This is a genomic window from Streptomyces sp. Pv4-95, assembly GCF_045782725.1.
Taxonomy (GTDB): Bacteria; Actinomycetota; Actinomycetes; order Streptomycetales; family Streptomycetaceae; genus Streptomyces.
The window spans coordinates 8,388,699-8,406,645 of the sequence record NZ_CP127172.1 but is presented as its reverse complement, the minus strand read 5'-3'; the positions used below and the strand labels follow the sequence as shown (position 1 = coordinate 8,406,645).

The following is a 17,947-nucleotide window of genomic DNA, read 5'->3' as shown; positions in this document are numbered from 1 at the left end:
CTCTAAGAGCGAATCCGGCACAGTTCCTGGTCCACCAGTGTGCTCATGGCCTGCTGGGTGTCTTGGCCGCCGTCACTGCTGACGTACACCACGGCGGTCCGGGTCCCGTCTCGAGTGGCGCCACCCCAGGTGATATAGCCGAGCAGTTCACCCCGGTGACCGAAGTAGCTGCCACCACAGGACAACGGGATCTCGGCCAGACCGAGTCCATACCTCACGCCCAGCTCGGGCGCGTTCACAGAAGTCGTCATCTCATCGAGTTGCGCCGAAGCCAACAAACGGCCGCCGAGCAGCGCGGCGTAGAACCGATTCAGGTCGTGCGCGGTGCTGATGACCGACCCGGAGCCGACGGCCATACTCGAATTGAGCACCGTGACGTCGATGCCGGCGCCGAACGCGTAGCCCTGGGCGTGCGGGCCCAGGATGAACGGGAAGGTGCCGGGCGTACTAGTGCCCCTCAGGCCCAGCGGGCGGATGATCCGGTCGTTCACTTCCTGTGCCCAACTCCGGCCGGTGACCCTTTGGGTGATCATCGCGGCGAGAATGTAGTTGGTGTTGGAATACGACCATTGTTCGTCGTCCGGGAAGAAGTTGGGAGGGTGCTGCATCGCCAGCCCCACCAACTCTCCGGGGGTGTAGGTGCGGAACCGCTCGGCTCGATAGCCGTCGGCGCTTTTCAACGCGGATATCTCCGGCCCGATGTCACGGATGCCGCTGGTGTGCTGCAGCAGCTGCCGCACGGTGATCTGACTGCCGTCGTTGCCGTTGCCCTGGACCACTCCCGGAAGCCACTGTTCGACGGTGTCCTCCAAGGACATTCGCCCCTCGCTGACGAGTTGCAGCACGACCGTGGCGGTGAAGGTCTTGGTGGCGCTACCGATCCGGAACCTGCCGTTCCGAGGCATCGGCCTCCCAGTGCCCCTCTCGGCCGTCCCAGCGCGCGCGATGTCACGTGTGTCCGGTGACGTCACCTCGGCGGACACACCAACGGCCCCGCTGTCGTGGACCATATCCACCTGCTGCTGGAGCGGATCGGCCTGCGGCAGCTTCGCCGCCGCCGTCCCAGTCGACGTGGCGAAGAGAACCGCGCCCAGGCTGCACAAGACAAGCAGGTCCCGCCGACACCTTCCTGACACATGCATGATGATCCCCGTCCTGATCGGGTTGCCTGCGTGTTCAGAGCTCAGGCCGTAGCCCCCGGTGTTCCGCCCCCGGAGCCGGTGGTCGACGACCATTCCACCAGCGATGAAGGGATCGGCCCATCCAGCTCTCCCCCCGACGTGCCGATGCACTGCCCTCAAGGCGGTGCTGGGGGCTACCCCCGTAGGGACACGGGGGCTTCTTCCCCCAGCCTGCCCTGACCGGCAAGATCACGATCTACCGTTGGAGTAGCAGTCCAAGCCGAAGTGCGCGTGGGGCCGGTCAGTTCCATGTCGCCGCCTGGGCCCCACGCGGACGTGCAGCCGGCCGCCAGGAGCGTCCACGGCGTGCCCTTCGAAACTGGCGGCGGCAAGAACAGCAGACTGACCTTGTGGCCGACCTGACCGGGACCGGCTGGTTGGTCCCCATCCGGCCGGGCAGCCTGATGACGTCTCAGCGCGTCGGGCGGCTGCGGCGGCCGGAGCGCCGCAGGTGCAGGCCCAGGTATACGAGGGCCGCAGCAAACACCACGATGCCGATGATGAGCAGGTAGAGCAGCCCTTTCGCGACGACGCCGACGATGCCCAGCACGATCGCCGCGATGACGAGGACCAGGAAGAGCGTCACGCTTGAGGCACCTCCTTGTGCAGCCGGTCAGCGGCGGGCAAGCTGCCGCTCGCCCCTCGCGCCGGGCTCGTAGGGCAAGCCGTAGTGGGCGAAGACCGCGGCCTCGTCCTTGGAGGGCAGGATGTCGTCCGTGCCCATCGCCGGGCCCTTCTTCACCAGCGACCGGTCGTAGTCGACCTTGACGTAGCCCGGCCCGACGATGGCGCCGGCCAGCGGGACGAAGACCAGGTGACGGCGGGTGGGCAGCCCGACCTGGACAGTGGCCATGGCCGGCTCATCGGTACTGGTGTCCACGTAGATCGCTTCCAGCATGCCGATCTTGCGGCCGCCCGGATCGACCACGTCGTGGGTACGCCACTCACGGATATCCGCGATCTGGATCATCCCCGGTGTCCCTTCGTGCGGCGGTATGTCCGAACCGTGCACTTCTCAGCCTTCCCTACCAAACCCGCCGGAACCAGCCGGGACATCCCCCGCACCATTCCGGGCGGTCCGTCATGTGGCTGCCAGGAGGATCGCCGTGTAGTGCGCGGTGAAGGCGGCGATCGTGAGGGCATGGAAGACCTCGTGGAAGCCGAACCAGCGCGGTGAGGGGTCGGGGCGCTGGAGGCCGTAGACGACGGCGCCCGCGGTGTAGAGCAGACCGCCGAAGATGACGAGTACGACGACCGCGGTGCCGCCGTACCGCGCGAAGTCGGGCAGGTAGAAGACGGCCACCCAACCCAGGGCGATGTAGCACGGGGTGTACAGCCACCGGGGAGCCCCGATCCACAGCAGGCAGAAGGCGATGCCGGCCAGGGCACCCGCCCACACCGCCGACAACAGCACCAGCTGCCGGCCCGCGGGCAGCAGCAGCATCGCCAAAGGCGTGTACGTACCGGCGATGATCAAGAAGATGTTCGCGTGGTCCAACCGCCGCAGAACCGCCTCGCCTCACGGGCCCCACGTCCCGCGGTGGTAGACCCCACTCGTGCCGAACAGCAGCAACGCCGACACCGCGAACACCGAACATGCCGCCACTGCCGCAGCCGAGCGCGAAAGGGCGATCAGGACGATGCCGCCGACCAGCGAGAGCGGGATCATGCCGATGTGCAGCCAGCCCCGCATCCTCGGCTTCAGCGCAGCCGCCACGTCCTCCACGCCACCCTCCAGACTGGAGGGCGGTTGCACCGGCAGGCGAGTCAACCGCGGGGGTGCGCAGGGTGTCGGGCGTGGTGCCGGGGCGGGGCCGGGACTCCCGTCCGTCTGCCAGTGGCTGAGCGTCTTCGGCGATCATGCCCTCATGTTATGAAATCGGCGGACTACGGGGCAGATACCCACATCGTGCTGGGATGCGGCGTGGCGGTGTTCGGCGTTGATGCGCTGGGCTTCTTCGAGCTGGTCTTCGAGGATGACGATGCGGCAGGCGGCCTCGATGGAGGTGCCCTGGTCGACGAGTCCCGGGCGCGGGCGGCGATGCGCAGCTGGTAGCGGGAGTAGCGGCGGTGGCCGCCTGCGGAGCGGAGCGGGGTGATGAGGCGGGCTTCGCCGATGGCGCGGAGGAAGCTTTGGGTGGCGCCGAGCATGTCGGCGGCCCGGCCCATGGTGTAGGCGGGGTAGTCGTCGTCGAGGCGGCCGTACGAATCGTCTGTTGCTGTCATTGCACCTCTCTGTGGAACGCGTGGAGGGGCCCGGGTGCCGTATGGCACCCGGGCCCCGAAGGAACTGCATGACGATTCAGCGGATGGCCCTCACGCCCTGAATTCCCGATCCGCATCCGCCCATCTGACCTAACTCTGCCCGAGGAGCGAAACAGGCCCGGGGCCGACGCGCGGGTGCCGTCGCGTGGGTGAGGAACATGGCGGGCAGGTAGACGGGACCTCGATGCGGCCGTGTACGGCACCGCATTCCTTCGTGCCGTACGCCCCCCGGCCCGGGCGCTGACATCGTGCGTGCAAGGGCCTGCCGTGCTGTACTGACAAGGTGGAGCGGAAGCACGCACTGGCATCGGTCACCCACCGGAGGCAACCCGGCGGCGCGACTTCGGACAGTGTGAGTGACCGGCGCGCCGAGCAGGTGCGCACCCGGGTCCGGCTCATGATCGAGATCACGGCGCGGGTAGGGGCGTACCGGAAAGGGCTGGTCGAGGCCGTTCGCCGTCTCAGCCCGGAGGAAGCGGCGATCCTCTCGGATTTGGAGCGCCACGGACTGCAGGTGCCCCAGTTGCACGACGTGTTGTGCGGCGGCCATGTACTGGTTGATGAACCGCAGCTGTACGAGAACTGGCGGTTCGCCAAGGTGAGTCACGAACGTCTTTCCAGCCACCACCGTGACATCGACAAGGCTCTCTATCCCGACATCGGGATGCGCGGGGACGTGGTGCGGGAGAAGCTGCACGGACGCACCGCCCAGGGCACCTGGGTGCAGTTGGAGAAGACACCGGCCGCCTTCGGCGGGCGGAAGCTGCCCAGTGTGAGCGACCTCCGCCACCTCATGGACTACGTGGTCTACCGGATCACGCGCAGCAATGTCGGGCCCTGGGGGCTGTCCCGGATGACCGAACGGCGGCCGCTGTACTTGGCGCCGTTCCTTGCCATGCCGACGTCCCTGACACCTGCGGTCGCGCGGGTGCTGACCCAGGCACTGCGCCGGATCGAGGAGGCCGACGACGTCACTGCCGTCTCTACGGACCTGGCGGCTCGGTTCCCGCCCCCGGACCGGGAGGACCTGGCCGGCGAGCTGGGACAGTCGTTGTCCGGCAGGGCGGGTCGTGGGCTGTTCGGCAATTCCGAGGTGTGGGTGACCGAGACCCTCTCACGCAGCGCCGCCGCGGTGCTCCGTGAGAGTCGCGTGCCGCCTGCGGTGGAACTGTTGCAGCCGGGAGGAGCGTCATGAGCGACGACGATCAGCGCGATGTTCCCCCTGCGGCGCCGTCGGACGCGGGTGCGGCGTTCGCCCCTGCGGGACTGGTTTCGGCCGTGGTGAACCTGGTGAACACAGGGCCGGTACTGCTCGGTGCGTACACCATCGCGGAGCTCACCGCCGTGGACGCGATCGTGGACTTCCTGGAGGCCAGGCCGTCGGACGAGGTGATCGCCGAGGCCGTGCGCTCGCTGGCGGCCCGACAACTGCTGCTGGCGGGTGACACGGGCGAGCAGGTTCAGGTACAGGGAGACCTGGGCATCGCCGTGGCGTTCCAGCAAAGGGCCCGCAAGGTGCTCGATGCCCGCACGACCGGGTCGGGTCCGGGTGAGCCGTGGCGAATCCTGTTGCTCCCCCAACCCGAGCGGATCTGTCTCATGGTCCGCATCGACGCGCTCGGCGTCCACCAGTTGGGGTTGTACAAGCTCGACGAAGCCTTGAAGATGCTCACCGAGTGGCTGCCGCGAGGCCCGTCGGCGGACCCCGAAGAGGCAGTGGACACCGAGGCCGTGCTCGCCGCCGCGGAACGCTCCGCGCTGATCACCGTCACCGAATACACGGCGCAGGGATCCGCCGAGACAGCGGGCAGCAGCAGGGATCTGGTGCTGGCCCGCAGTGGCGGACGGCTGCACGTCCTTGCCCGGGATCCCGGCGACCGGGAGAAGCTGGTGCCGGACCCTGAGTCGCGCAAGGACAACGTCAGCGAACGGCTCGTCGGTCTGCTGACGTAGACGACTGCCCGCAGCACCCCAGCAGCACCCACCCAACACTCACGACCCGTCACCAAGGCCAACACGACAGGATCCCCGCTCCAACCCGACTCCCCTCCCCCAGCCACCGCCAGATGCTTCGTCATGCTGCCCACAGGCAATCGCCGTTGCTCGATCGAGAGCCGCCCCACCCCATCCCGGCTTTTGGATCAGCGCGACCCTGCGCGGACAGGACGCGACGCCGGAGCGACTCCGCGTCGGCCGGCAACTCGAAGAGGCCCTGACCCACGGGCCCGACCCGCTCCACCTCGCCGAGGTGTTCGGGCTCGACGACAAGGCCGCGATGCGCTACGCGGACTCCGCGCGAGCACTACTGGAACAGGCCGCTGAACAGCAGCTTCGATGGTGTCCGGGCTTCTGCCGTCATTCTTCGGGGAGCCGCGACGGTGCAGGTTTCAGTCCGTCCAGGGTGAGGTCGAGGAGGCGTTCGGCCTGCTCTCGCTGCTCGGGCTTGGCCGAGGTGAGGGCGATACCAGCGAGGGCGGCGAACATGTCGGTCGGGCTGATGTCGGACCGGATCGTTCCGGCAGCGGTATTGGCGTCCATGAGGGAGGAGAGGGCGGCCTGAATCATCTCGTGACTGTCGGCGTAGGGATTGGTTCCCGAGTTGACGACGGCTCGCAGGGCGTCGGCCATGCCGAGTTTGGCGGTGGCGTAGTCGATGAAGCGGCGAGTCCAGGCTCGCAGGGCCTCAGGCGGCGGCATCGCCGCAAGGAGGCCGGGGACGGCGTCGCACAGCCGGGCCACTTCGTTGCGGTACGCCGCCTCGATCAGAGCTTCCCTGGTCGGGAAGTTGCGGTAGAGGGTGCCGGTTCCCACGCCGGCTTCTCTGGCGATGCGCTCGAAGTGCGCATCCAGTCCCTCCTCGGTGAACACGCGCACTGCGGCGGCCAGGATCTTATCGCGGTTCCGCTGTGCGTCAGCCCTCAGCGGGCGTCCTGCGTCCCGGGCCATCAAGGCTCTCCCTTGTCTCCATTTGCTAAGTGGAGGTGCCGCCACTTAGTGTCGATGAAGTGGCGGCGCCTCCACTTTCACTGTAGGGCATGGCCGCCCCCACTCCTCCGCTGGAAGGACTGCCCATCATGTCGGGAATCGAAGGCAAAGTCGTGGCGATCACGGGCGCCAGCAGCGGCATCGGTGAGGCGACCGCGCTCCTGCTCGCCGAGCGCGGCGCGAAGATCGTCCTCGGGGCACGCCGTCCCGAGCGTCTTGAGGCCCTGGCCGCCCGCATCGAAAAGGCCGGCGGTGAAGCCGCCTGGGCCCGCACGGACGTGACGCGACGCGAGGATCTTTCCGGCCTCGTCAAGCTGGCACGCGATCGATACGGCAAGCTCGACGTCCTCGTCAGCAATGCCGGGATCGGTCTGATCTCCCGTCTGGATGACCTCCGCGTCGAGGACTGGGAAGAGATGATCGACGTCAACCTCAAAGGGGTCCTGTACGGGATCGCCGCAGCCCTTCCCGTCTTCCGGGAGCAGGGCTTCGGGCACTTCGTCAACACCGTGTCCACCGCCGGACTGCGCATCGTGCCGCTCCAATCGGTGTACGCCGGCACGAAGAACGCCGTGCGCACCATCTCCGAGGGCCTGCGCCAGGAGGCCGGCGACAGCCTGCGCGTGACCGTCGTCTCGCCCGGCGCCGTCCGCACAGACTTCGCAGAGCGCATGGATCCGGCCGTGAAGGACCAGATCGACAAGATGATGGAGATCGCTCTTTCGCCGGACGCGGTGGCCCGCGCCATCGCCTTCGCCATCGAACAGCCGGACGGTGTCGATGTAGGTGACATCGTCGTTCGCCCCACCGCCCAGGGATAGGCCTGCGCAGCCACGCCACACCAACATTCCTGTCGAACCCACGGATACCCCTGGCGATCATCAAGGAGTACGTCGAGCATCAGAAACGTCCCTCGTAGCCTGCGGGTTAGAGCAGTCCAAAGAAGCGACTCCTCCCGGGCCTGAAGGCCCGGGGTTCCTCGCTGGATCATGCTGAAGCGACCCGACCCCGGACCCTGCATCCAGCTGTCTGGCGGTAGGCCAAAAGACACCGGCGGTATCCGCCGGCACTTCCGGACGCAGCACCTCAACACCAGCCAGTGCGTCGCCTCCGTCGCCCCACCCACCGGACACACAGCACAGGTCGGAAAGCCTCACCCGCCCTATCCGGTGGCCTTCGCCGGCCGCGAGGGTGTACCAGTGCGCGGCCTCGGTGAGTTCGCCGCGCTCCTCGTTGAACAGGCCCAGAAGGTAAGCCGCGCCGCTGGCCCCCCGCGATGCGCCGGTGAAGGCCAACCTCGTCCCCGCACGGTCGCGCTGCTGACCTCCGTGAATCCAACGGTGGTCGCCCTCGCGATGACCCGCCCGGCAGCCGCCCTGCGCACCCGCCAAGGTCCGGAGGCCGGGGTACCCGCCTTCGCCACCATCCAGGATGCCGTCGCCGACTGCCTGGACGCGGAGAGCCGACTGGGCCGGATCCCGGCCGGCACCGATACCACGAAGACAACTCTCGCCTTGGTCGGCACTGTGCACCACTTGGGCTGATGACCAGCGCCCCTGACGCCCCCGAACCTCAGCAGGCCGCGGAACGTCTGGTCACCCTAATGACCGGCATGTAGCCCCGTCGCGCCCGCACGGCAGCGCCACTCGTTCTCCATCGCCCGCATAGCAGCCGGCCTTCTCATACCAGCCGGCCGACTCATACCGGCCGACCTTCTCATCTTTATCGTCTACACAGACGAAGGCGTCTATCTTTTCTTCGAGTTGCAGCAGCAGAGATCGATCACGATCACGTGAGGAGACGGACATGCTCGACGGGGGGCTCGAACTGTTGGTTCGGGTGGGGCTCACGGATTCCGACGATCCCGATGAACTCGACGACGCGACGCTGTCGTTACGTCGACTACTGGACGGCCTCCCAGAGGTCGGTGCCCATGAAGTCCGATCGGGTCAGGCCCCGTCCGGTTCGAAGGGTGCGGCCCTTGAACTGGGTGCGATGGCAGTGACGGTGCTGGGAGCGCACCGAGGTCTGCGGGTGCTGGTGGATGCCGTACGGGTATGGGTACACCGCGCGGACAACCGCAAGGTGATCGTGCAGTTGGGCGACGACAGTGTCGAGATTCATGGAATGTCGCCCGAACAGACGGCGGAACTGGCCGAGTCCTTCATTCAGCGGCGCAGTGCGGAATAGCGGCCATGGCCCGCTTCGCCCTTCTTCTGGGAAACCACACTTTTGAGGACACCCGGTTGGACCGCCTCCGGTCCCCGGCACGAGATGTCGCCGAACTCTCCCAGGTCCTGGCCGACCGGGAAATCGGAGCCTTCGATGCCACCGACGAGGTGGACAACCCTTCACACATGACGCTGCGCACAGAAGTCGAGCAATTCGTGCGCGACAAGAGGCGCGACGACGTCTTGCTGCTCTACTACACGGGGCACGGCATCAAGGAAGGCGACGAACTCTACCTGGCGGGCTCCGATACGTCGTTGGATGCTTTGGCGCGTACGGCACTGTCCGCCACCACTCTCAAGGACTGGCTGAGCGCCTGCCGTTCCCAGCGCATCGTACTGATCCTGGACTGTTGCTACAGCGGTGCCTTCGCCGAGCGCATGGTGCCCAAGGGCGAGAGCCGGATGCATGTCCAGGAATTCTTCGGCGGTAGCGGTCTGACCCTCATCACCGCCACCACCGCGAGGGAGTACGCCTTCGAGAGCGGTCAGCTGGCTGATGAGGAACCACGCCCCTCCGTCTTCACCGGTGAGCTGATCCGGGGCCTTCGAACGGGTGCCGCAGATCTCGACAACGACGGAGAAATCACCCTCGACGAGCTGTATCAATATGTGTTCGACGCCGTTCGCGCCAGCCAGTCCGGGCAGCAGACGCCTTGCCGATGGATCTACGGCGCACGGGGGCGGATGGTGATCGCCCGGCGGCACCCCGATGCCGTCGGGCCCAGTTCACTGGAGCGGCCGGATCCGTCACCCGCACCGGCCCCCTTGTGCCTGCCGGCCACTCGTCGGCAGGCCCTGACCGCTCTGCCGCCCGCCGCCGTCGGCGCAGTGGGCCTGTGGTGGGGGTGGAGCGGCTGGTGGATGCCCCTCACCGGAGTGGCGTTCATCAGCGGATGCCTCCTGGTGGCCTCGCTCGCCGGGATGGCAGTCCGCTTGTTCGGCCGGACCGTGTTGGCTGCTGACGCCGTTCACGTCCGAGGCTGGCACCGGACGCGAATTCCTTGGCCCTCCATTTTGGCCATCGAGTCCAGGAAGACCCTTTTCGCAACGACGGTCGCCTTGCGCCGCGCCGACACCAGGGTGGTCCGTCGCCTGGTCCTGGCCACGCCTCGCAGCCATTGGCCCTTCATGCCTCCCGACTTCGAGCAGCACGTCGCGACCTTGCGGCACTGGTCGCAGCAACGCGGTTCCCCCGCGCCCATCCATCACGGAACGATGTGGCTTCCGCTGCGCGGGGTCAGTGCGGTCGTACTCGTGGGGCTGACGCTGTTCGTCGGCATCGACCGGCCGTGGGTCAAGGGCGGGCCGGATGTCGCGACGGTGCCGCAAGCATGTTCCCAGCTCACCCAGGCCGCCGCATCCAGCCTTTCCGTCACGCATCCCATCGTCTCGCCCGAGAAGAGCACCGACACGAAGAACGACCAGAGCAGCCTCTGTCGTTGGCAGTACTCCGTGATGCTCTTCGGGAACCCAGGCCACGTTTCACTGGAATACACCCGATACGAGACCAATGCTGCCGGAAGCGGCGAATGGCATGCGCGGCAGCACGTTAATGCCGCAAAGACCAACGCTTCCCGTTCGGGGCAGGTCATTTCCGTACCAAGCCAATTGGGTACCGAAAAGTTCGCGGCCAGAACACAGAGCGGCCGGACCATCAGCCTCGTCAGCGCCGAGGAGAATATCGCTGTCACCCTTGTCTTCCACAGTCAGGGCCAACAGCTCCCGCTACCCAAGTCGGAAAAACTCCTGCGCATCCAGAACCGAGCGGTGAGTGCTGTCGATCCGGATTGACGGCTGACGGCTGACGGCTGACGGCTGACATGAGCGACACGCCTGGGCGGGCGAAATCACAGGCCGAACGGAGACCGTGACGGCCTCGCGGCCATGGGGCGGGGATAGAGCCCCGGTGTCCGCGCGCTACTTCCCCCATCGAGAAGAAGTACGGCCGACCGATCGCGGACTGGAGGGGGCCTCTCCCGCCTCTCCCCCTGACCAAGCACATGGAGCTCGTCCCCTGACTCAAGACCGAACACCGAATCGGCCACGGACACTCGAACGCGCTCGTCGCTCATACGCTGGCGGAAAGCAGCAGCAACTAGGACTTGCCCGGTCGATGATGTTCGGAGCCAGATGACGAGGGCTCCGCAGTCGCGGTTCCGAGGTGAACGTAGCCGCGCTTGTCGTAGCGGGTGGATACAGCTCTGGCGTGCTTGAGCCGGTTGATCGTCCGTCGACGGTGTTGCGCTACCTGCCCCGCTCTGCGTCGAAGCCCGGTGGTCGTCCGCCGCGTGAGCCTCTGCGAAGGCGGACGACCTGACTGTCGGTCTTCTCCAGGATCGTGCGGCGGATTCCCCGACGCCGCCTCACGGCAAGGCCCGTTGCTGTATGCCTTGCCCGCCGCGAGGCTGTCGGGCTGCTCGCGCGGCCTTCCCGCCCCGAGACGGCGAACGTGGATCTCCCCACCAGGGGTTCGAACTGCGTGCAGTCCGCCGGCTAACCTGGTGTGACGATGAGGGAGAGTGGGCGACAGTGGCCATCCGCACTCAGTGGAGCTTGGCGCGAACCGACCTCGGCAGCGGCTTGGACCTGCTGGAGCAGGCGTTCCCAGGTGCCGCCGGCCGACCACAATCGGTGGCGTTCGCCGGAATCCCCCAGCGACAGCGGTAATCCGTTCCGGTCGGTGACCAAGTGAATCTTCGACCCCAACTTGCCACGGTCGGGCGGATTCGGTCCTGTCAGAAGCCCCCTTTTGCCGCCCGGACACTGACGGAGTCGATCGCACACCGAGACCAGTCCAGCTCGCCCTGAGCGCCGAGCTCATCCAGGACGACGCGGTGAAGGTGGGCCCACACACGCTCCCGGCTCCATTGCGCGAAGCGCCGGTAGACCGTGGGCCAGGCCGGCCCGAACACCGGGCGGCAACTGCCGCCACGTGCAGCCCGCAATCGCCACAAACAAGATCGCCGCCAGCACTTCACTCACCCGCCCGAGCACGGCCACCACCCTCCCGGACGTACCCCCACCCTCGCCGGAACCACCCGAAGGAACAACACCCATAACTCCCCCGGAGCCCACAGCTCAACCAGCTCCGTCATGCACCGCGCAACGAACCAACACGCCATAAGAGACGTAACGGGGTCAGCCCGCCCCGCCGTCGAGCAGCCAGCTGTAGCGCAGCCGCAGCGCCCGCTCCGTGCTGGCCGCCACAGTAACGAGCCCGACCACGACGTTGCCCCATGCCGACAGATCAACGGGCAAGGTGAACGTCCCGACGTACTGGGCGACGCCCTCCGGCGCCCGGGTGACCTGTTCGGCGAGCTGAAGGATCAGGAGAACCAGGCCGATGACGAGCACGATCGACGAGAGGAAACCCATACAGCGGCTCAGCGCGGGGTGCGCGCGGTCGAGGCGCGCGCGACGCCCCTCGGCGGAGGCGGGGTCCGGGATGAGTTGGAACTCGGCCCCCGCGGCGGTGACGTAGTGGCAGCGCTTGAGCCCGAAGCCGCTCGTCCTTACTTCGACGGTGCCGCCCTGGACGGGGAAGACGGCAGGGACTTTGGACTCGGCGTAATGCCTGCAATCGAGGTACAGGTCGGCCTTGACGTAGCCGGACGACTGATTCTGATGCCTGACGCCGACGGCGTAGACCGTCTGCCGGCCGTTGTCGTTCATCAGCCGAAGGTGACTCCTCCCCCCGGATGAATGCGGGGGGCTTCTCCCGTCCGTGGCTATGCCACGTTGGGAAGGACCAGCCCGGCCCTGAGTGCGACGTTCCAGGCGCCCACGCGGTCGGCGTGGTCGATGTGCTGGCATGAGGTGCACTGGAACTTTTCGCCGTCGCGGTTCTCGCCGTCCACGTGCTGACACTTCGGGCACGTGCGGGAGGTGTTGCGGGGGTCCACCGGGATCAGTACACGAGCGGCACTTTCAGCCTTCTGCGTGAGGATGCCCAGGAACACCCCCCAACCCGCGTCAAGAATGCTGCGGCTGAGTCCCGCCTTCGAGGCGGCGCCGTTCGGCAGGAACGCGCCGGACTGCTCGGGGTCGGGCTTCGGCTTGGGAGCGCGAACCATGTTCGCGATGTTCAGCCGCTCGTGTGCGATCTGGTCGTAGTCGCGGACCAGGGCAAGCGCGGCTTTGTGCGCGTGGTCGGTGCGCTGACGGCGCACCTTGCGGTGCAGCCCCGCGACCATCTCCACGACCCGGCGGTGCTTCGCGGAGCGGTCGGCCCGCTTACGCCGAGGGAACGCCTTGAGGGCGCGCTGAGCCTCGGCGAGGGCATCAGCGTTGCGCTTGCCGTGCCGGGGGTTTTCGACGTGGGCACCCTCGGATGTGGTGAGGAAGTGGGTTACGCCCATGTCGATGCCGGTCACTGCGCCCGTGGCCGGGAGCGGCTGGGCGGGAACGTTGTCGCAGGCTAGGACGACGTACCACTGTCGCCCTTCGCGCTTGACGGACACGGTCTTGACCCGGCCGCGTACCGGACGGTGCTTGTGTACTCGGACGTGTCCGACACCTTGCAGCCGGACACGGGTGACAGGGTCGTGGGGGGTGGAGCCCCAGCGGCAGCCGTCGCCGTCCTTGGGGAACTCGACGGTGTCGAACCAGTTCGCGCCCCGAAAGCGGGGATATCCGGGCTTCTCCCCGGCCTTCACCCGCCGGAAAAAGGCTTGAAAAGCCTTGTCCAACCTGCGCAAGGTCGCCTGCTGAGACGAGAAGGACCAGCGGCCCTGCCGCTCGGGGTCGAAGGCGCGGATCTCCTTGAGCTGCGCCGACTGCTGCCCGTACTTGATCGAGGTCTTCGACGGATGCCGGTAGGCGTCGCGGCGTTCCTGCAAGGCTCCGTTGTAGAGGGAGCAGTGATCTCGCAGCATCTCGGAGAGGGCCTGAGCCTGGCGGACTGTCGGGCGAAGGAGGAACTTATAAGCGCGTATCACGCTTGTTCCTCCTTCTGCTTCTTCGTCCAGGGGCGTTCCCACTGGGTGTTGATGTACTTCTCCACCGTGTCCGCGCTGACCGCACCGACCGAGGCGACGAAGAACGACGACCACCACAGCGTGGGCATCTGGCTCTTGAGGTGCGGGAACTCCGAGCGGAGCACGCGGGAGGTGAAGCCCTTGAACTGGTTCGCGACGTAGGAAGCGGAAGCCTTCGGCTCGTGCTTGACGAAAAAGTGCACGTGATCCGTCATCACCTCAAGGGCGATGATCTCCCAGCCTTCTCAGTGGCCTTGGCCTCGATCAGTTCATGCAGCCGGACCGCGACCCGGCCGCCGAGTACGCGACTGCGGTACTTGGGGCACCACACCACGTGGAGCCCCAAGTCATACACGCCGCCGGAGTACCGGCGAACCTTCCGCGTCACGGCCATGACGATCACTATACGCGTGACATGCATCTAGTCGGCTGAGCTCAACAGTGCAGACCCATGCGCACAGTTGAGGCCAGAGCAGACCTGAGAAGCGATTCCCCCCATACCTAAGGCACGGGCCCCCTCGCTAGCTATCCGATGGAACAGTGCGCGGGTAAGCGACTGCCACCAGCGGAAACGCTTCAACGATCGCCCGTCCCCGGGCTTGACCCGCTGCACAGCCCGACGATGCCGCCACTCCTTGAACATGCCCATACTCCCGTTACTTGCTCGGCTCCGCCGCGCAGGCGAGGTCCTGCGTAGGGCGCTGCCCGGTGGTCAGAAACGCCGTCACCGCGTCGTTCGCGCACGTGTTGGGGCCGAACGGATAGACGCCGTGCCCACCCCCGTCGGCCGTCACCATCGTGGCCCGCTTCCCGAATGCCCGCCGCAGCTCCTGGGCGCCGGCCAGCGGCGTTCCCGGGTCACGCTCGTTCTGCACCATGAGCACGTTCGACGGGCCCCGGTCACCGATGCGCACCGGCGGCTCGACCCGCTTGTCCGGCCAGAACGCGCACGGTCCGATGCCGGCCGTGGCCCCGCCCAGCATGGGGTATTTCAGCCGATCGACCGCGACGTTGCGCTGATACTCCCGGACCGTCTCCGGCCAGCGATTGTCGCCGCATATCACTGAAAAGCGGGCGGCCATGAAGTTCTCCATGCCCGCCAGCGGCGGGATGGGCGGCGGCGGCTGATCCGTGTCGAGTGCCTGCCAGGTCTTGGCCACCAGGGGCATGTCCGAATCGCTGTAGAGGCGGTCGAAGGTGATCCCTCGGAACAACGTCCCATCGAAGCCCTGGACCGGTTTCGCTTCCAGCCGCTCCGCGAGATCGAAGAACTTCGCCCTCACCTGCTCCGGTGTGGTGCCCAGACCGTACTCGGGGTGCGCGGCCGCGAACGCCGCGAAGTCCGGGAACCGGTCCTCCAATCCACGGGCGAGCAACCGCATGGCCGTGACGTCATAACCGCCGGGGCCCAGGTTGCTGTCGAGCACGACCCGGTCGCTGCGCTTCGGGAACATCGTCGTGTACACCGCACCGAGGTAACTGCCGTAGGAGGCACCGAGGTACGAGAGCTTCGGCTCACCCACCGCCGCCCGGATCCGGTCCATGTCGCGCGCGATGTTCGCGGTGGTGGTGTGCGGCAGCATCCACGCCGTCCGTGAGGTGGCGCACTGCTCGGCGATGGTCCGCGCGTTCCCCGCCTCCCGCGCGACGTCGGCCGCGGTGTGCGCGTACGGCGGGACGTTGCCGCGTGCCTGCTGCTCCGGCGTCAGATCGCAGGTCACCGGCGTGCTGCGGCCGACACCGCGCGGGTCGAAGCCGATCACGTCGTAGGAGTCCAGCACCTGCTGCGGCAGCTTTGTGCCGGCGAGAACTGCTGGGTAGCCGAGTCCCGTGATGCCGGGGCCGCCTGGATTGGTCAGCAGCACGCCGCGGCGCTGAGAGGGGTCCTTGCTCGCCAGCCGGGAGATCGCGATCTCGATCTGCCGGCCGTCCGGATCCCGGTAGTCCAGCGGAACTTCGAGCGTCGAGCACTCCAGACGGGGTAAGGCGGCCTTCTCCGAGGCGACCGCGACCTTTTCCGAGGCGGCCTTCTCTGAGCACGGGCCCCACCGCACGGAGTCCGGCGTCGCCGCCACCGCCACTCCTGGATTCGCGGTGGCCGCCACCGCGGTGGCGGCGAGGGCGAGGGACAAGGTTCGGTGCATCTGATGTCCTCCTGAGGGTGCACGGGGGCGCCTGAATGGGCGTCTTGGGGACGGCCCCGCCGCGGATCAGCGCTGGGCCGGACAGGGTTGTGATCACCATCCCGACCGCCTCGACGAGTCTGTCCGTGCGGCGCCGCCGGCACATCAGCCTGGCGGCTCGAATCGCCTTCGCCCAGAGTCGAGACAGTGATTCGACTCTGGTCGAAGGACACATCAGCCCCTGGTCTGACTCACCGGCCGTACGGTTTCGCGACAATGGCCAGGTGAATACAGACGTCGCGCCACGGCTCGGGGGGTGGCAGCAGACCTGGCGGCTGACGGCAGCCGGGGCAGTGGGCATACCGATCTGGCTCTCCATCGGCGTGCTGCTGCGGTGGCAGGCGGCCGGAACGGACTCCTGGTTCCTCACCGGTGATCCGCTGGTGGCTCTCTGCTGCCTGACGGCGCTTCTCTGGCGACGGCGGTTCCCGCTCACCATCGCCATGACGGTCGCGATCGCCTCGCCCGCGTCGGCACTCGCCACCGGCGCTGCGCTTCTGGCGCTGGCCTCGATATCCACCCGTCGCCGTCCGGTGGAGATCGGGGTCGTCGGGCTGGCCTACGTGACCGCGTCACAGTTCGCCGTCGGCCTCTACCCGGTCCAAAGCCCGCCCGGCTCGTGGTGGTTCCAGCTCGCGTTCCCGGCACTGACCGCGGGCATCGCGGTGGCCGTCGGCATGGCCATCGGTGCGCGGCGTGCCGAAGTGCGGTCCTTGCGAGAGCGGGCGGAGAGTGCGGAACGGGAACAGACCGCCCGAGCGGCGCAGGCACGGGCCCTTGAACGCAACCGGATCGCCCGCGAGATGCACGACGTGCTCGCACACCGGATCTCCCTGGTCGCCATGCAGGCCGGAGTGCTGGACCACCGCAGCGACCTCGCAGCGGAGGAAAGCCGTGTGCTGGTCCGCGGCATCGCCGACGGCTCCCACGAAGCCCTGGAAGAACTACGGGATGTCCTCGGTGTGCTCCGGGCCGACCCGGACCGCCCGGAACCACCCCAACCCTCCCTCGACCGCATCCCCGAACTGGTAGCCGACGCCCGCGCATCCGGACTGGACGTCACGCTCACCACCACCGTGACGGGAAAACCGCCCGACGTCGCCGGACGAACCTGCTACCGGATCGTGCAAGAAGGTCTGACCAACGCCGCCAAACACGCCCCAGGCGCACACGTACACATCACCCTCGAAGGAAGAGCAGGCGACAAACTCAACGTCAGCGTCCACAACACCCCGGCAACCACAAAAAACGCACAACCACCAGCATCGGGATTCGGCCTGCTCGGCCTCACCGAACGAATCAACCTCGCCGGCGGAGAACTCAACCACCACCCCACCCCCGACGACGGATACATCCTCACCGCCCAACTACCCTGGCCGGACCCCACCCACGAAAAGAGAACTTGAGTGGACAGCGAGCGGGAGCCGGTGCGCGTCGTCATCGTCGACGACGAACAGCTGGTGCGAATGGCGCTGCGTCTCGTCATCGACGGCGAACCGGACCTCACCGTCGTCGCGGAGGCGGCCGACGGGGACGCCGCGATCACCGTGGTGGACGAGCGGCGGCCGGACGTCGTCCTGATGGACGTGCGCATGCCCGGCCGCGACGGTCTCAGCACCACTCGGGAACTCCTCACCCGACCGGCGCCGCCGCGGGTGCTCATGCTGACCACATTCGACTCCGCCGATCTGGTGCTCGACGCACTGCGCGCCGGAGCCCTCGGGTTCGTCCTCAAAGACACCCCGCCACCGCAGATTCTCGACGCAGTGCGGACCGTCGCGGACGGCAACCCCGTGCTGTCTCCAGCAGCCACGGCACGGGTGATCGCCGCAGCGACCGGTCCGCAGTCCGCTCACGCTCGCAGCTCATCTCGCGAAGCCGCACGGAAACAGCTGTCCGCACTGACCGAACGAGAACTCGAAACCGCTCGGGCCATCGCGGACGGACTGGGCAACCCAGAGATCGCCCAGCGGCTGCGCATCGGCATCGCGACCGTCAAGGCGCACACAGGCAACCTGTTCGCCAAGCTGGCGGTTGAGAACCGCGTGCAGATCGCACTCCTGGTCCGCGACGCAGAGGAATGACCAGGCAGCAGCCAATGCCGTCTGCGAACCACGGAAGCGTGC

At 67.3% G+C, this 17,947-nt stretch carries 15 protein-coding genes and 5 pseudogenes; 9 read left to right on the top strand and 11 right to left on the bottom strand.

The annotated features are described in order from the left end of the window. Positions 1–2 precede the first annotated feature (2 nt). From QOM21_RS36970 to QOM21_RS36950, 5 genes and pseudogenes are all read right to left on the bottom strand, one after another. Positions 3–1,142: a serine hydrolase domain-containing protein gene (locus QOM21_RS36970; RefSeq protein ID WP_407556014.1), complete on the bottom strand. Its 1,140-nt coding sequence runs from the start codon at positions 1,140–1,142 to the stop codon at positions 3–5. 451 nt (positions 1,143–1,593) lie between these two features. Further along, on the bottom strand, positions 1,594–1,767 hold the full coding sequence (locus QOM21_RS36965; RefSeq protein ID WP_407555472.1) for a hypothetical protein: 174 nt from the start codon (positions 1,765–1,767) through the stop codon (positions 1,594–1,596). 27 nt (positions 1,768–1,794) lie between these two features. Then, positions 1,795–2,151: a PRC-barrel domain-containing protein gene (locus QOM21_RS36960; protein ID WP_407555471.1), complete on the bottom strand. Its 357-nt coding sequence runs from the start codon at positions 2,149–2,151 to the stop codon at positions 1,795–1,797. Between the two features lie 111 nt (positions 2,152–2,262). Continuing rightward, positions 2,263–3,043, bottom strand: a pseudogene (gene trhA, locus QOM21_RS36955) (PAQR family membrane homeostasis protein TrhA). Continuing rightward, positions 3,040–3,407: pseudogene (locus tag QOM21_RS36950) on the bottom strand (MerR family transcriptional regulator). Before QOM21_RS36950 ends, trhA begins: the two co-directional pseudogenes overlap by 4 nt. 436 nt (positions 3,408–3,843) lie before the next feature. Here QOM21_RS36950 and QOM21_RS36945 point away from each other — a divergent pair. Beyond that, on the top strand, positions 3,844–4,641 hold the full coding sequence (locus QOM21_RS36945) for a hypothetical protein (protein WP_407555470.1): 798 nt from the start codon (positions 3,844–3,846) through the stop codon (positions 4,639–4,641). Continuing rightward, complete coding sequence (locus QOM21_RS36940; protein ID WP_407555469.1) at positions 4,638–5,399, top strand: hypothetical protein; 762 nt, start codon at positions 4,638–4,640, stop codon at positions 5,397–5,399. Before QOM21_RS36945 ends, QOM21_RS36940 begins: the two co-directional genes overlap by 4 nt. Positions 5,400–5,801: 402 nt before the next feature. Here the strand turns inward: QOM21_RS36940 and QOM21_RS36935 are convergent, their stop codons facing one another. Further along, positions 5,802–6,392 (bottom strand): TetR/AcrR family transcriptional regulator, encoded by a 591-nt coding sequence (locus QOM21_RS36935; RefSeq protein WP_407555468.1) that lies wholly within the window; start codon positions 6,390–6,392, stop codon positions 5,802–5,804. 128 nt (positions 6,393–6,520) lie between these two features. On the opposite strand from QOM21_RS36935, the gene QOM21_RS36930 reads away from it, so the two are divergent. The 5 genes and pseudogenes from QOM21_RS36930 to QOM21_RS36910 all read left to right on the top strand — a co-directional run bounded on the left by QOM21_RS36930 (position 6,521) and on the right by QOM21_RS36910 (position 10,761). Next, positions 6,521–7,252 (top strand): SDR family oxidoreductase, encoded by a 732-nt coding sequence (locus QOM21_RS36930; RefSeq protein WP_403676499.1) that lies wholly within the window; start codon positions 6,521–6,523, stop codon positions 7,250–7,252. Positions 7,253–7,759: 507 nt separating this feature from the next. Then, positions 7,760–7,975, top strand: a complete 216-nt coding sequence (locus tag QOM21_RS36925; RefSeq protein ID WP_407555467.1) for a hypothetical protein — start codon at positions 7,760–7,762, stop codon at positions 7,973–7,975. A gap of 262 nt (positions 7,976–8,237) precedes the next feature. Then, the gene (locus QOM21_RS36920; protein WP_407555466.1) at positions 8,238–8,621 is read left to right on the top strand and encodes a hypothetical protein; all 384 of its coding nucleotides are present in this window, start codon (positions 8,238–8,240) and stop codon (positions 8,619–8,621) included. Positions 8,622–8,626: 5 nt separating this feature from the next. After that, on the top strand, positions 8,627–10,453 hold the full coding sequence (locus QOM21_RS36915; RefSeq protein WP_407555465.1) for a caspase domain-containing protein: 1,827 nt from the start codon (positions 8,627–8,629) through the stop codon (positions 10,451–10,453). Between the two features lie 104 nt (positions 10,454–10,557). Next, positions 10,558–10,761: pseudogene (locus QOM21_RS36910) on the top strand (DUF4287 domain-containing protein). Positions 10,762–11,305: 544 nt separating this feature from the next. On the opposite strand, the pseudogene QOM21_RS36905 reads toward QOM21_RS36910, so the two are convergent. From QOM21_RS36905 to QOM21_RS36885, 5 genes and pseudogenes are all read right to left on the bottom strand, one after another. Then, a pseudogene (locus tag QOM21_RS36905) lies at positions 11,306–11,757 on the bottom strand (transposase); the annotation flags it as partial. A 43-nt stretch (positions 11,758–11,800) separates the two neighbouring features. Further along, a complete protein-coding gene (locus QOM21_RS36900; RefSeq protein WP_407555464.1) occupies positions 11,801–12,334 on the bottom strand; it encodes a hypothetical protein in 534 nt (177 codons plus the stop codon). 56 nt (positions 12,335–12,390) lie between these two features. Then, complete coding sequence (locus QOM21_RS36895; RefSeq protein ID WP_407556013.1) at positions 12,391–13,599, bottom strand: RNA-guided endonuclease InsQ/TnpB family protein; 1,209 nt, start codon at positions 13,597–13,599, stop codon at positions 12,391–12,393. Continuing rightward, positions 13,596–14,032 (bottom strand): annotated as a pseudogene (gene tnpA / locus QOM21_RS36890) (IS200/IS605 family transposase). The gene QOM21_RS36895 and the pseudogene tnpA overlap by 4 nt, the downstream one beginning before the upstream one ends. Positions 14,033–14,294: 262 nt before the next feature. Next, positions 14,295–15,782, bottom strand: a complete 1,488-nt coding sequence (locus QOM21_RS36885; protein ID WP_407555463.1) for an alpha/beta hydrolase — start codon at positions 15,780–15,782, stop codon at positions 14,295–14,297. Positions 15,783–16,045: 263 nt separating this feature from the next. Here QOM21_RS36885 and QOM21_RS36880 point away from each other — a divergent pair, with 263 nt between their 5' ends. Next, the gene (locus QOM21_RS36880) at positions 16,046–17,227 is read left to right on the top strand and encodes a sensor histidine kinase (protein ID WP_407555462.1); all 1,182 of its coding nucleotides are present in this window, start codon (positions 16,046–16,048) and stop codon (positions 17,225–17,227) included. Further along, positions 17,228–17,905 (top strand): response regulator, encoded by a 678-nt coding sequence (locus tag QOM21_RS36875; RefSeq protein ID WP_407555461.1) that lies wholly within the window; start codon positions 17,228–17,230, stop codon positions 17,903–17,905. The last annotated feature ends 42 nt before the right edge of the window (positions 17,906–17,947 follow it).

Excerpts from the sequence above, each read along its gene's own strand:
- QOM21_RS36970 (WP_407556014.1), bottom strand. The coding sequence starts at position 1,142 with ATGCATGTGTCAGGAAGGTGTCGGCGGGACCTGCTTGTCTTGTGCAGC.
- QOM21_RS36960 (WP_407555471.1), bottom strand. The coding sequence starts at position 2,151 with ATGATCCAGATCGCGGATATCCGTGAGTGGCGTACCCACGACGTGGTC.
- QOM21_RS36945 (WP_407555470.1), top strand. The coding sequence starts at position 3,844 with ATGATCGAGATCACGGCGCGGGTAGGGGCGTACCGGAAAGGGCTGGTC.
- QOM21_RS36940 (WP_407555469.1), top strand. The coding sequence starts at position 4,638 with ATGAGCGACGACGATCAGCGCGATGTTCCCCCTGCGGCGCCGTCGGAC.
- QOM21_RS36935 (WP_407555468.1), bottom strand. The coding sequence starts at position 6,392 with ATGGCCCGGGACGCAGGACGCCCGCTGAGGGCTGACGCACAGCGGAAC.
- QOM21_RS36930 (WP_403676499.1), top strand. The coding sequence starts at position 6,521 with ATGTCGGGAATCGAAGGCAAAGTCGTGGCGATCACGGGCGCCAGCAGC.
- QOM21_RS36920 (WP_407555466.1), top strand. The coding sequence starts at position 8,238 with ATGCTCGACGGGGGGCTCGAACTGTTGGTTCGGGTGGGGCTCACGGAT.
- QOM21_RS36915 (WP_407555465.1), top strand. The coding sequence starts at position 8,627 with ATGGCCCGCTTCGCCCTTCTTCTGGGAAACCACACTTTTGAGGACACC.
- QOM21_RS36900 (WP_407555464.1), bottom strand. The coding sequence starts at position 12,334 with ATGAACGACAACGGCCGGCAGACGGTCTACGCCGTCGGCGTCAGGCAT.
- QOM21_RS36885 (WP_407555463.1), bottom strand. The coding sequence starts at position 15,782 with ATGCACCGAACCTTGTCCCTCGCCCTCGCCGCCACCGCGGTGGCGGCC.